The sequence below is a fragment of the Microbacterium sp. SY138 genome (assembly GCF_039729145.1).
Taxonomy (GTDB): Bacteria; Actinomycetota; Actinomycetes; order Actinomycetales; family Microbacteriaceae; genus Microbacterium; species Microbacterium maritypicum_A.
The window spans coordinates 2,576,871-2,590,155 of record NZ_CP155793.1 but is presented as its reverse complement, the minus strand read 5'-3'; the positions used below and the strand labels follow the sequence as shown (position 1 = coordinate 2,590,155).

11 protein-coding genes are annotated in these 13,285 nt (G+C 68.1%); 3 read left to right on the top strand and 8 right to left on the bottom strand.

Translation table 11 applies throughout. The features are described from left to right. Window positions 1-107: 107 nt before the first annotated feature. Window positions 108-1,970, top strand: a complete 1,863-nt coding sequence (locus tag ABDC25_RS12280; protein WP_167253177.1) for a phosphoenolpyruvate carboxykinase (GTP) — start codon at window positions 108-110, stop codon at window positions 1,968-1,970. A gap of 136 nt (window positions 1,971-2,106) precedes the next feature. Here ABDC25_RS12280 and ABDC25_RS12275 read toward each other — a convergent pair whose 3' ends face one another. After that, window positions 2,107-3,993 (bottom strand): ABC transporter ATP-binding protein, encoded by a 1,887-nt coding sequence (locus ABDC25_RS12275; protein ID WP_347123073.1) that lies wholly within the window; start codon window positions 3,991-3,993, stop codon window positions 2,107-2,109. Window positions 3,994-4,081: 88 nt separating this feature from the next. Continuing rightward, the gene (locus ABDC25_RS12270; protein ID WP_046399014.1) at window positions 4,082-4,288 is read right to left on the bottom strand and encodes a hypothetical protein; all 207 of its coding nucleotides are present in this window, start codon (window positions 4,286-4,288) and stop codon (window positions 4,082-4,084) included. 74 nt (window positions 4,289-4,362) lie between these two features. Here ABDC25_RS12270 and ABDC25_RS12265 point away from each other — a divergent pair, with 74 nt between their 5' ends. Continuing rightward, window positions 4,363-4,986: an HAD-IA family hydrolase gene (locus ABDC25_RS12265; RefSeq protein WP_347123072.1), complete on the top strand. Its 624-nt coding sequence runs from the start codon at window positions 4,363-4,365 to the stop codon at window positions 4,984-4,986. Between the two features lie 23 nt (window positions 4,987-5,009). Here the strand turns inward: ABDC25_RS12265 and ABDC25_RS12260 are convergent, their stop codons facing one another. From ABDC25_RS12260 to ABDC25_RS12240, 5 genes are all read right to left on the bottom strand, one after another. Further along, window positions 5,010-6,470, bottom strand: a complete 1,461-nt coding sequence (locus ABDC25_RS12260) for an MFS transporter (protein WP_021201036.1) — start codon at window positions 6,468-6,470, stop codon at window positions 5,010-5,012. 240 nt (window positions 6,471-6,710) lie between these two features. Beyond that, complete coding sequence (locus tag ABDC25_RS12255) at window positions 6,711-8,450, bottom strand: beta-galactosidase family protein (protein WP_347123070.1); 1,740 nt, start codon at window positions 8,448-8,450, stop codon at window positions 6,711-6,713. A 69-nt stretch (window positions 8,451-8,519) separates the two neighbouring features. Next, window positions 8,520-9,872: a sugar ABC transporter substrate-binding protein gene (locus tag ABDC25_RS12250; protein WP_347123069.1), complete on the bottom strand. Its 1,353-nt coding sequence runs from the start codon at window positions 9,870-9,872 to the stop codon at window positions 8,520-8,522. A gap of 67 nt (window positions 9,873-9,939) precedes the next feature. After that, complete coding sequence (locus tag ABDC25_RS12245) at window positions 9,940-10,749, bottom strand: carbohydrate ABC transporter permease (protein ID WP_347125996.1); 810 nt, start codon at window positions 10,747-10,749, stop codon at window positions 9,940-9,942. Window positions 10,750-10,831: 82 nt separating this feature from the next. Further along, on the bottom strand, window positions 10,832-11,749 hold the full coding sequence (locus ABDC25_RS12240; protein WP_021201040.1) for a sugar ABC transporter permease: 918 nt from the start codon (window positions 11,747-11,749) through the stop codon (window positions 10,832-10,834). A 159-nt stretch (window positions 11,750-11,908) separates the two neighbouring features. Between ABDC25_RS12240 and ABDC25_RS12235 the strand changes: the two genes are divergently transcribed. Beyond that, entirely contained in the window at window positions 11,909-12,895 is a 987-nt protein-coding gene (locus ABDC25_RS12235; protein ID WP_347125994.1) for a LacI family DNA-binding transcriptional regulator, read from the top strand. Between the two features lie 4 nt (window positions 12,896-12,899). On the opposite strand, the gene ABDC25_RS12230 is transcribed toward ABDC25_RS12235, so the two are convergent. Continuing rightward, window positions 12,900-13,253: a hypothetical protein gene (locus ABDC25_RS12230; RefSeq protein WP_029260425.1), complete on the bottom strand. Its 354-nt coding sequence runs from the start codon at window positions 13,251-13,253 to the stop codon at window positions 12,900-12,902. Window positions 13,254-13,285 lie beyond the last annotated feature (32 nt).

The following is a 13,285-nucleotide window of genomic DNA, read 5'->3' as shown; positions in this document are numbered from 1 at the left end:
GAGTCTAGCGAAAGAATTGAAGTTCTTATCGCTCGAATTGTCCGAAAGTCGCGCTCAAACCGGAAGAAGATAGGTGCAACGCCCCACACTTCAAAGGAGCACACGTCATGGCTATCGCCGAAGTCTTCACCCCCCGCACGTCTCCCGTCGCACCGACGCGTACGTTCGGCGCGGCTCCGACGTATGACACCCCCGCCATGGCGGAGCTGGCCGCGTGGGTCGAGGAGATCCGCGCTCTCACCCAGCCCGACGCCGTGCACTGGGTCGACGGCTCGCGCGCCGAGAACGACTGGCTGCTGCGCGGACTCGTCGATGAGGGCAAGCTCATCAAGCTCAACCCCGAATGGCGTCCCGGTTCGTACCTCGCACGCTCGCACCCCAGCGACGTCGCCCGCACCGAGGGGCGCACGTTCATCGCCTCCGAGCGCGAGGAGGACGCCGGCCCCACGAACAACTGGGCGGCACCTGCCGACATGCACGCCAAGATGGACGAGATCTTCGAGGGCTCGATGCGCGGCCGCACGATGTACGTCGTGCCGTTCTCGATGGGCCGCGTCGGCGGCCCGCTCTCGCACATCGGCGTGCAGATCACCGACAGCGCCTACGCGGTCGCCTCGATCGGCATCATGACCCGTGTCGGCGATGCCGTCACGCGGCAGATCGCCGAGGGTGCGCCGTGGGTCAAGACCGTGCACACGGTCGGCGCCCCGCTCGCCCCGGGGGAGCAGGACGTCGAGTGGCCCTGCAACGACGACAAGTACATCGTGCACTTCCCCGAGACGCTCGAGGTCTACTCGTACGGTTCGGGCTACGGCGGCAACGCGATCCTCGCCAAGAAGTGCTTCGCGCTGCGCATCGCCTCGGTGATCGCCCGCGATGAGGGGTGGCTCGCCGAGCACATGCTGCTCATCCGCGTGATCGACCCGCAGGGCAAGGCGTACCACGTGGCCGCGGCGTTCCCCTCTGCCTGCGGCAAGACGAACCTCGCGATGCTGCGTCCGACCATCCCCGGATGGCGGGTGGAGACCCTCGGCGACGACATCGCCTGGATCCGTCCCGGCGAAGACGGCCGCATGTGGGCGATCAACCCGGAGGCGGGCTTCTTCGGCGTCGCACCCGGAACCGGCGAATCGACCAACGTCACGGCGGTCGAGACGCTGTGGGGCAACACCATCTTCACGAACGTCGCTCTCCGTCCGGACGGCGACGTGTGGTGGGAGGGGCTGACCGATGAGGCGCCCGCGAACCTGATCGACTGGGAGGGCAACGACTGGACTCCCGAGTCGGGACGGCCGGCAGCGCACCCCAACTCCCGCTTCACGGTGTCGGCGGCGCAGTGCCCGCAGATCTCCGAGGACTGGGAAGAGGCCGTTCCGCTCGACGTCATCCTGTTCGGTGGACGCCGCGCCAGCAACGTCCCGCTCGTGGTCGAGGCCACCGACTGGACGCACGGCGTCTTCCTGGGCTCGAACATCTCGTCAGAGCGCACGGCTGCCGCCGAGGGCACGGTCGGGGAGTTGCGCCGCGACCCGTTCGCGATGCTGCCGTTCTGCGGCTACAACATGGCCGACTACTTCGGGCACTGGCTCAAGGTCGGGCGCGGTCTGCGCTTCGACAGGGCGCCGCGCATCTTCCAGGTGAACTGGTTCCGACGTGGCGACGACGGCCGGTTCCTGTGGCCGGGCTTCGGCGACAACTCGCGTGTGGTCGACTGGATCATCCGCCGCATCGCGGGTGACGTTCCTGCGGTCGACAGCCCGATCGGTCGCCTGCCGCGCGTGGAGGACCTGAACCTCGACGGGCTCGACATGCCCGCCGCCGACCTCGACGAGCTGTTCTCGGTCGATGCCGAGGCATGGAAGACCGAGGCCGACCTGACCGAGGAGTTCTACGACACCTTCGGCGACAAGGTCCCCGCAGCGCTGCGCGCCGAGCTGGCGTCGCTGCGCTACCGCCTCGACAAGGCGTAGTTCCCCCAGACCGGTGCCGGTTCGGGGGAGCCGGCACCCTCGGGGCTTCGTGCCCCGCAAACCCGCGAAGGCGGGACATCAGAGACGAACCCATGGCTGAGTGGTCTCCGACGTCCCGCCTTCGTGTTGTCGTGCGTCAGGTGAGCAGCTGGTGTCGCGCGAGGTCGCGGTACAGCGGCGTCGACTCCACGAGCTCGGCGTGCGTGCCCTGGCCGACGACGACGCCGTCCTGCAGCACCACGATGAGATCGCTGTCGACGACCGTCGAGAGGCGGTGCGCGATCACGATGAGCGTGCGGTCGGTCGACACGGCATCGATGGCTTCCCGCATGCGCTGCTCGTTCACGCCGTCGAGCGATGACGTCGACTCGTCGAGCAGCAGGATCGGGGCGTCCGTGAGCAGGGCGCGCGCGATCGCGAGACGCTGACGCTCACCGCCCGACAGCATCACGCCGTCTTCGCCGACGGGGGCTTCGATGCCGAGCGGATCGCGCTCGAGCACGTCGCCGAGGTTCACGGCGCGCAGCACCCGTTCGCAGTCGGTGTCCGTCGCTTCGGGAGAGGCGAGCCGCAGGTTCTCGGCGAGCGTGCCGGCCAGCGTCGGCGCATCCTGCTCGACGTAACCGAAGTGGGCGCGCAGCTCGTCGCGCGGGTAGGTGCGCGCGTCGTGGCCGTGCAGGCGGATCGAGCCGCCGGTCGGGTCGTAGAAGCGCTCGATCAGCGAGAGGATCGTGCTCTTCCCCGCGCCGCTGGGGCCGACCAGGGCGACGCGGGAGCCCTGCGGCACGGCGAACGACACGCCGCGGAGCACCTCGTGGTCCTGCACGGCGGGGGCGGCGTCCTCCGCGGTTTCCAGGTGCGCATCGGCGAGCAGCGTGCGCGCCTCCTTGGCCGCGGCCTGACGGGCGGCGACGACGTTCGCAGGGTAGTGGAAGCGCACGTCGCGGAACTCGATGGCCGGTGCGTCCGCCGCAGCGGTCTCGCGCGGCAGCGAGGCCGCGATCTTCTCGTCGTCCTGCGACTCGGTGGGCAGGTCGAGAACCTCCTGGATGCGGCCGAGCGCACCGAGAGCCTGGTTGACCGAGGTGATCGCGCCGAATGTCGTGGCCAGCGGCATCACGAGCAGGAACAGGAACATGATGAACGAGATCAGCGAGGCGATCGTGATCGCTCCCGCGGCCACCCGGAATCCGCCCACCCCGAGCACCACGAGCAGCGACAGCTGCAGGGCGATGCCGGAGACGGGAACGACCATCGAGGAGATCTTGGCGATGCGCACGCCGATGCCGTAGGCGTCGGAGGCGAGGCCCGACACGGCGGTGGTCTCCCGTTCGGTGGCTCCCGAGGCACGGATGGTGCGGATCGAGCCGACCGCGCGCTCCACGCCGGAAGCCAGCTCGCCGACCTTCTCCTGCTGCGCGGTCGACGCGGCGCGGATGCGTCCGCTCAGCAGCACGACGACGGCGACCGAGATGCCGATCACCACGACGATGAGCAGCAGCAGGATCGGGTCGATCACGAGCATCGCGATGAGCGCGCCGAGGAAGAGCACGGCGCTGCCGACGGCATCGGCGAGGCCCTGGGTGAGCACGGCGTAGAGCAGCGTCGTGTCGGTGCCGACGCGGGAGACGAGGTCGCCGGTGCGGCGGGCATCGAACTCCGAGGTCGGCAGGTGCAGGATGCGGGCGATCAGCTTGCGGCGGCTCGAGTACACGACCGCGGTGCCGGTGCGCTGGAGCAGGTAGTGCTGGAAGCCGGAGATGACCGATGACACGATCACGAAGCCGACGAGCAGCCACACCAGGATCCCGATACCGGTGTCGGACTGCACGGCCTCGATGACCTGGCCCACGAGCAACGGCTGCACGAGCGAGGTCGCGGCGCCGATGACGCTGAGCACCGCGACCACGATGAGGGTGCGCTTGTGTTCGAAGAGGAAGGGGAGGAGCTGACGGAAGGTGGCGCGGGGGCCTTCGGGCTGTGCGCCACGTCCGCGGCGGCGTGCTGTCGCCGAACCGGACATGCGGGACCTCTATCTGGAGATGGTACTTCGACCGTACTTCGTTCGCGGTCGAATCCTATGGAGCGGCTGTATGCGGCATATCGCGGGTTCAGGACCGGCCGAATCGCCGATGAGCCGCCTGCTTGCTCACGCCGAGGGCGCTGGCTATCGCCTGCCAGGAGTACCCGAGGTTCCGCGCGCGACGCACGTTCGCCTCCTCGGCACGGGCCACCTCCTTGCGCACCTCGGCGAGCCGGTGCAGCGCGGCCAGGGGCTCGCTGCCGTCGTCCTGTGCGATCGCGGTCGGCATTGTCATGATGGACCTCCTGCGTCAATCATCGTTGACGTGTCCGCGAATGTCAATACATGTTGACGTGGCAGTCTGGGGGGATGCCGACGAAGAAGTGGATCCTGTTCGACATCGGGGGAGTGCTGGAGGTCGTCGACGACGATGCCTGGCAGCAGCAGTGGTGGGAGCGCTGGCGTGCGGTGGTCGGTCTCGAACCCTCCGCTTTCGAGGTGCGCATCGCAGAGGCCGATCTTCCGCCGATCGATGTCACCGTCGGCACAGAACCCGCTTTCTGGACGGCGGTGGGCACGGCGCTCGGTCTCGACGAGGTCCAGCGCCGCGCGATGCGCGCAGACTTCTGGGATGCCTACTGCAGCACCGGCAACCACGACCTGATCGCGTACGCGCGCACGCTCTCGGCGCGGGCGGGAACAGCGATCCTCTCCAACTCCGCCGATGGCGCGCGCGAGGAGGAGGAGCGCCGCTTCGGCTTCTCCGAGGTGTTCGACCCGATCTGCTACAGCCACGAGCAGGGCGTGAACAAGCCGGATCCCGAGGCCTACCGACGAGCACTCCAGCGCATGGGCGCCGACCCGGGCGACGTGCTGTTCATCGACGACCATCAGGTATCGGTCGACGGTGCCGAGGCGGTGGGGATCCGCGCCGTGCGACACCTCGACAACGCGACCACCATCGCCGCGATCGAGGAGTTCCTGCGGCCGTGACGTGAATCGTCACGGCCGCAGGATCACAGCTCGACGGCCGCCGCGACGCCGAGGTCGTCGTCGTAGTCGTGGTCCTTGGTCTCGGGGGAGAGGATCAGCGCGATGAACGTGAGCACACCCATCGCGGACAGGTACAGACCCACCAGCCACGGAGCGCCGCCGGCCACCTCCCACAGCTTCAGCGCGATGAGCGGGGCCACCGCGGCGCCGAGGATCGACGAGACGTTGTAGGCGATCGCCGACCCCGTGTAGCGCACGTTGGTCGGGAACAGCTCGGGAAGCAGAGCGCCCATCGGGCCGAACGTCGCGCCCATCAGCATGAACCCGAACACGAGGAACGCCTGGGTGAGCGCACCCGTGAACTTCGGGTCGACCGCGGGCAGGAGGAAGGCGTTGAACGTGAGACCGAACACGATGATGGTCCCGGTGACCCACAGCAGCAGCTTCCGTCGGCCGACCGCATCGGCGATCGGACCGGAGAGCAGCGTGAAGATGCCGAAGAACACCACGCCGATGATCTGCATCAGCACGAAGTCGGTGTAGCCGAAGCCGAGACCGGGATAGAACTGGGCCGCGAACTTGATCGGGTCGAACGGGGCGCCGGTCGCCTCGGCAGCGGCCTTCGCGGCGGCGGTGGCGGTCTCGAGCGAGGCGGCCTTGGTTCCGTAGGCGAGGGTGAAGTTCGTCATCAGGTAGAACAGCACGTACGTCGCCAGCATGATGAACGTGCCGAGGATGAGCTGCTTCCAGTGGTGACGGAACACGGTCGCGAGCGGGAGCTTGCGGATCACGCCCTTCGTCTCCGCCTTCTTGAAGGTGTCGGACTCGACGAGCTTGAGCCGCACCCACAGGCCGATGATGACCATCACTGCGGAGAACAGGAACGGGATGCGCCAGCCCCAGGAGAGAAACGCCTCGGACTTCAGGACCGGGTTCTCGGCGTGCGGCAGCAGCCAGTTGATCGCGAGGAAGAGGAAGTTGGCGATGATGAAGCCCAGCGGCGCGCCCAGCTGCGGGAAGGTGCCGTACCAGGCGCGCTTGCCCTTCGGCGCATTCTCGGTGGCGACCAGTGCCGCGCCCGACCACTCGCCGCCGAGCGCGAAGCCCTGAGCGAGTCGCAGGATCAGCAGCAGCAGGGCGGCCCACCACCCGATGTCCTGGTAGGTCGGCAACAGGCCGATCACGAAGGTCGCGATGCCCATCGTCAGCAGTGATGCCACGAGCGTGGCCTTGCGCCCGAACTTGTCGCCGAAGTGGCCGAAGACCACCGCGCCGATCGGACGGGCGACCATCGCCGCACCGAACACCGCGAACGAGGAGAGGAGCGAGGTGGTGTCGTCGCCGGTGGGGAAGAACAGCACCGGGAACACGAGCACGGCCGCCGTCGCGTACGCGTAGAAGTCGTAGAACTCGATCGTGGTGCCGACCAGGCTCGCGGTGATGACGCGCGAGCGAGGATTCGCGGGCGCAGTGGCAGTACTCATGAAGCTCCTCCGATCGAGTCCCCGGTATACCGGGGGACCCGGGCGAGTTTACGCCTTCCTGAGTGTTTGCTGTGCGCGTGTTTCGCGTGTCATCTCGCAGCGGGACCCGGCCCCGGGTCTCCCACGGATCGGCGACGGCAGCCCGTCTGCACGATGATGCGGGTCGGGATCGAGGGGACGATGGTGGACGCGACACCGGTGCCGCTGACGTGAGCGGTCCGCCCGCCTCCCGCGCGGGGACTATTCCTCCGTGTCGCCGAGCGCGGGGGCTCCGACGAAGACGGCGCGCGGCTGCAGCACGTCTTCGAGCTCCAGCACGACGAGGTGATTGGCGCCCGCTCGGGTGACGGGTGCGGGCACGGCGAGCGTGCGCTGCGGGCCGTTGCGCCAATATCGACCGAGGAAGAATCCGTTCACGAACGCGTAGCCCTTGCTCCACGATGCGGTGTCGACGAAGAGATCCGCAGGGGCATCCAGGGAGAACTCGGCCGTCCACGCGGCGGGACCGACCTCCCGGCCGCGCTCGCGGCCGCCGTCCGCATCGATCTCCGCGGCGATCTCCGCGACATCCAGGGTCGTCGCTCGCCAGCCCGTCACGGGCGCACCGTCGAGGGTGATCTCGCCGATCAGCCCCTTCTCCTCGCCCAGACGACGGTCGTAGTTCACGCGCCCCTGATCCTCGACGAGAATGCGGAGGCTGCGGCCATCCGGGATCCGGATCGCGCGGTCGTGCCGAGTGCGGGCGAGTGTGCCGACCGGGTGACCGTCGACGCTCACCCAAGCCAGGTCGCGCACGTCGTCGACGACGAGGAGCCCGCCCGCTCCTGCCGGCAGCTCGGTGTCGTAACGTACGAGGGCGCTCAGATGTCCGAGCTCGTCGAAGGTCTGCGGCAGGGCGGTGGTCGGCGCAGCCCCCGCGACATCGGTCCACGGTCCCGCCGCTCGAAGCGGAACCTCGAACGCGGGGGACGCCTCGGCCGCCGCGGGCACCTCGTCGGGCACCGGCGCGTAGCGGGCGATCACCTCGCGGAAGGCGAAGAACTTCTCCGTCGGGTTCCCCGTCTCATCGAGCGGGGCGTCGTAGTCGTAGGAGGTCACCAGGGGCAGGTAGCGCCCCTTGTCGTTCGCGCCGTTGGTCAGCCCGAAGTTGGTGCCGCCGTGGAACATGTAGATGTTGACCGAGGCGCCGGCCGCCAGCAGCTCGTCGAGGTCGGCGGCGGCCGCGGCGACATCGGTCGTGTGATGCACGCCGCCCCACCAGTCGAACCATCCGTCCCAGAACTCCGCGCACATCAGCGGACCCGTGGGCTGATGGCGGCGCAGGGTGGCGAGCCGTTCGGTGCTCCGGGAGCCGAAGGATCCGGTCTTGTGCAGCCCGGGGAGGCTTCCGTCGCTCAGCATCCGATCGACGGGCTGATCCACGGTCGTCAGCGGAACGGTGATCCCGGCATCGCGAGTCGTGGTCACCAGCGACTCGAGATAGGCGCGGTCGGCGCCGTAGGCGCCGTACTCGTTCTCGATCTGCACCAGGATCACCGGCCCACCGTGGTCGATCTGCCGCGGTGCGACGATGTCGTACACGCGGCGCAGGTAGGCGGTTACCTCGGCGAGGAAGGCCGGAGCGGAGGAGCGCAGTCCTTCGACGCTGCCCGTGAGCCACACCGGCAGTCCGCCGTTGTGCCACTCGGCGCAGATGTAGGGGCCGGGGCGCACGATCGCGTCGAGGCCCTCGGCGTGCACCAGGTCGAGGAAGCGCCCCAGATCGTTCCATCCACTAGCGTCCCACTCTCCGCGCCGAGGTTCGTGCGCGTTCCAGGCGACGTAGGTCTCGATCGTGTTCAGTCCCATCAGTCGGGCTTTGCGGATGCGGTCGCGCCACTGGTCGGGGTGCACGCGGAAGTAGTGGATGGCGCCGGAGATCACCTGGTGCGGCTGTCCGTCGCGGAGGAAGTCGGTGTCGCCGAGGGAGAAGGAGGTCACGTGTCGTGGTGCTTTCGATGAGGCGGGCGGAGCCGGCCCGGCGGGGACCGGGCCGGCTCAGCCGCGGGGTCACTTGTTGACGCTGAAGCCCTGGGAGTTGCCGTACTCGACCAGCGCGTCCTGCCAGGCGGTGAGGCCCTCGTTCAGGTCGGTGCCGTTCTGGTACGACTGGCCGACGGTGTCGCCGAAGATGCTGTTCCCGTACACCTGGTAGGGCAGGTAGCTCCAGCCCTCGACCACGTCATCGGCCGCGGCCGCGAGGACCTCGTTGATCTTCTGGCCGCCGAAGTACTCCGGCGCCTCGGCGAGGAACTCCGTGCTGGACAGCTCCGCGGTCGTCGACGGGAATCCGCCGGACTCGAGGGCGATTGAGATGCTCTCCTCGGAGTTGTTCAGCCACCACAGGAAGCCCGCCGCCAGCTCCGGGTTCTTGCTCTGCTTCGTGACGGCCTGCCCGCCCCCGCCGTTCTCCGCGCTCGCCGGGGAACCGTCGTACGTCGGCATCGGCGCGACGCGCCAGTCTCCGGCGCCGTCAGGGGCACCGGAGATGAGGTTCGCGGGCATCCACGCGCCGATCACGAGGCTCGCCAGGCTGCCGTCGCCGAGGGCGCGGAACCATTCGTCGCTCCAGCTGCCGTACGGGGCCAGCAGGTCCTCCTCGACGAGGCGGTTCCAGTTCTCGGTCCACTTCTTCGAGCCGGTGTCCTGCAGGTCGATCGTGACGTCGGTGCCGGAGGTCTCGAACGGCTTTCCCCCGGCCTGCCAGATCATCGAGGTCGCGAAGCCCGCATCTCCCGTGTCGTTGGTGATGTACGCGTCGGGGTTCGCCGCGTGGATCGCCTTGGCGGCCTCGTAGTACTCGTCCCAGGTGGTGGGGACGGCGACACCGGCCGCATCGAACACGGTCTTGTTGTAGAACAGGGCCATGGGGCCGGAATCCTGCGGCAGACCGTAGATCGCGTCGCCGTCGGTGACGGAGTTCCAGGTGGAGGCGGTGTAGTCGTCCTCGAAGTCGGCGAACCCGTACTGCGACAAGTCGGTGAAGGCGTCCGTCAGCGCGAACTGCGGGAACGCGTAGTACTCGATCTGCACGACGTCCGGAGCGCCGGAGCCCGCCTTGATGGCGTTCTGCAGCTTGGTGTACTCCTCGTTGTTGGTGCCGGCGTTCACCAGCTTGACCTTGACGTTCGGGTACTCCTTCTGGAAGGCCTCGACCTGGGCCTCGGCCGACGGTGTCCACGACCAGTACGTGATCTCGCCGCCCTTCTCGAGCGCCGCTTCGACGGAGTCGAACGAGCCGGAACCCGTGTTGCCGGCGCCGGCGTCGCCGCCGGTGCTGCATCCGGCCAGCGCCAGCGCTGCCACGGTTCCTGCGGCGAGCACCGCGAGGGTGCGCCGCGTCGGGGAGGGAAGGTGCTTCATTGCTGTGTCCTTTCGGGAGGTGCGGTCCAGCGTCGGATCGCAGAGGTGATGCAGGGGGTACGGGGAGCTACTGCTTGACGCTTCCCGCGGTGAGACCTGACTGCCAGAAGCGCTGCAGCAGCAGGAAGGCGATGACGATCGGCACGATCGTGAGCAGCGAGCCCATGATCACGAGGTTGTAGATGGGCTGGGACCCCGCGCCGGTGGCCTGGGCGCTCCACTGGTTCAAGCCGACCGTGAGCGGATACCAGGCGGGGTCCGAGAGCATGATCAGGGGCAGGAAGTAGTTGTTCCAGGTGGCGACCACCGTGAACAGCGCGACCGTCACGATGCCGGGCGCGAGCAGCCGCATCGAGATCGTGAAGAACGTGCGGAACTCTCCTGCGCCGTCGATGCGGGCCGCCTCGAGCAGCTCGGTCGGCACCGACTCCGACGCGAACACCCAGATCAGGTACAGACCGAAGGGACTGATGAGGGACGGGATGATCACCGCCCACGGCGTGTTCGTCAGTCCGAGCTCGCTGAACAGCAGGAAGGTCGGGACCGCGAGGGCGGTGCCGGGCACCGCCACGGCGCCCAGGACCACGGCGAACACCGCACGGCGTCCGGGGAAGCGGAACTTCGCGAGTCCGTAGCCGGCCATGGTGGCGAGCAGCGTCGCGCCCCCGGCGCCGACCACGACGTACAGGAGGGTGTTCCCGAGCCAGCGCAGGAAGATGCCGTCGCGATACGAGAACGTGGCGACCAGGTTGTCGAAGAATGCGAAGTCGTCGGCGAGCCACAGTCCGAACGAGCTGAAGAGTCCCGCCTGCGTCTTGGTCGAACTGAACAGCAGCCACACCAGGGGCACGAGCGTATACAGCGCGTAGAGGATCATGACGATCAGCAGGGTGTTCGACGTGCGCGGCTTCAGCGGATCGTGGCGGCGGTGCGCGGGGCGGGCGAGGGGGAGTGCCATGTCAGCGCACCTCCGACTTCGAGCCGCGCAGCTGCACGACGTAGGCGATGACCGCGGTGATGACGCCCATGATGATGGCGATCGTCGCGGCGTAGTTGAACTGCTGCCCCGCGAACGACAGGTTGTACGCGTACATGTTCGGCGTGAAGAACGTCGTGATCACGTTCGGGGCCAGGGGGCGCAGGATGTTGGGCTCGTTGAAGAGCTGGAAGCTGCCGATGATCGAGAAGATCGTGGCGATCACGAGCGCTCCGCGCACGGACGGGATCTTGATCGAGAAGATCGTGCGCCACGCCCCGGCGCCGTCGAGGGAGGCCGCCTCGTACATGTCGGTCGGGATGGTCTTGAGCGACGAGTAGAAGATCAGCATGTTGTAGCCGACGAACTCCCAGGTGACGATGTTGCCGATCGAGACCAGCATCCACTCCTTGGCGAACGGCGTGATCGCATCGACGCCGAGGATGTCGTTGATGTTGCTCGTGAGGCCGAACTGGTCGCCGTAGATGTAGCCCCACATCAGCACCGCCACCACGGCCGGCACCGCGTAGGGCAGGAAGATCAGGATGCGGAAGAACGACGCTCCGCGCAGGCGGGCGCTGTCGAGGGCGAGGGCGGCGCCGAGGGCCAGGATCAGCATGATCGGCACCTGCACGACGAGGAAGACCAGTACGCGGCCGAACGCCTCCCAGAACTGCGGGTCGCTCAGGGCGCGGACGTAGTTGTCGAGCCCCACGAACGCGGTGCCGCCGATGAGCTTCTCCTGGAAGAAGCTCAGGTACAGCGCATAGGCGAGCGGCGTCAGGAACACCAGGGCGAACACGACCATGAACGGGCCGACGAAGGCCCATCCCCTCCAGTCGCGCTTGTCGCGGCGCCGGATGCCGGGGGCACCCGGGGCTGCGGGGATTTCAGTCGTCATCGACGAGTCCTTCTTACGTTTCGGGCGCACCGTGCGCCGTGTGTCAACGTCAACATATTGGACCGACTGGTAGTCTGTCAACGTCAACATATGAGGGGATGGGTGATCGTGACCCCGGAGCATCCGACAGAGACGTCGACGCGTCGACGTGAGCCCTCGATGGAAGACGTGGCCCGCGAGGCCGGCGTCTCCGGCCAGACCGTGTCGCGTGTCGTCAATGCCAGGGGCTACGTCGGCGCCGCCACGCGCGAGCGCGTCGAGGCTGCCATGCACAATCTGGGGTACCGGCCGAACAGCGCCGCCCGCGCACTCCGGTCAGGGCGATTCCGCACGATCGGCGTCGTGATGTTCTCGTTCAGCTCTTACGGGAACCAGCGCACGCTCGATGCGATCGCCGTGCGCGCCGCCCAGCTCGGCTACGCGCTCACTCTCATCCCCGTCGAGTCGAGCGCGGGCGAGACCGTGGCCGGTGCGTTCCGTCGGCTGGAGGAGCACGCGGTCGACGGCATCATCATCGTGATCGAGGCGCATCAGCTCGACGAGGCCGACATCGAGATCCCCGAGGCGCTTCCCGTCGTATTCGTCGACTCGAACCGCACGGCGACGCATCCGTTCGTCGATACCGATCAGGCGCAGGGCGCTCGGCTCGCGACCGAGCACCTGCTCGAACTCGGTCACGACACCGTGTGGCACGTCACCGGCCCCGCGCGCTCCTACTCCGCCGAGCGCCGCCGTGAAGCGTGGCGGGAGACGCTCGAGACGCACGGGCGTACGGTCCCGGAGCCGCTGGCGGGGGACTGGACCGCGTCGTCCGGCTACGCAGCCGGTCTCGAACTGCGTGCGATCGACGGTGTCACCGCGGTGTTCGTGGCGAACGACCAGATGGCGATCGGCGTGCTGCGTGCGTTCCGAGAGATCGGGCTCGACGTGCCGCGAGACGTGAGCATCGTCGGGTTCGACGGACTGCCCGATGCGGCACAGCTCTGGCCGCCGCTGACGACCGTGCAGCAGCACCCGGAGCGCGTGGGCGCGCTCGCGGTGGACGCGCTGCTCGCCGAGCTCGACGGTGTCGAGCGTCAGCAGACCCCGCTCGTCGGTACCGAACTCATCGTGCGGGCGAGCACGGCGGCGCCGCGGACGCGCTGACGGCTCAGCGCCAGATCGCGGCGATCGCGGCGTTGACGGCGGTGAGGATGCCGACGAGCCAGAACACCGCCGGCGGGATGGCCGCACCGCGGCGCTGACGACCCAGGCCGATTCCGAGCAGGGCACCGATGATGAGCAGGATCACGAGCTTGACGCCGATCTTGACGTAGTTGAGCTCATAGGAGATGCCCCACGGCGCCGCGAGCGCGAGGCCCGCGACCGCGGCGATCGCCATGCCGATGTTCATCAGGCGCGTGAACTCACGCTTTCCGCCGAACGCCTGCGCGGCCCAGGAGCCGAAGAGCACGGCGAATCCGATGAGGTGGACGAACAGCACGATATGACGGAGAGTCTCCATGCCCTCACCGTACGAGTGCAGAGCCCTTTCAC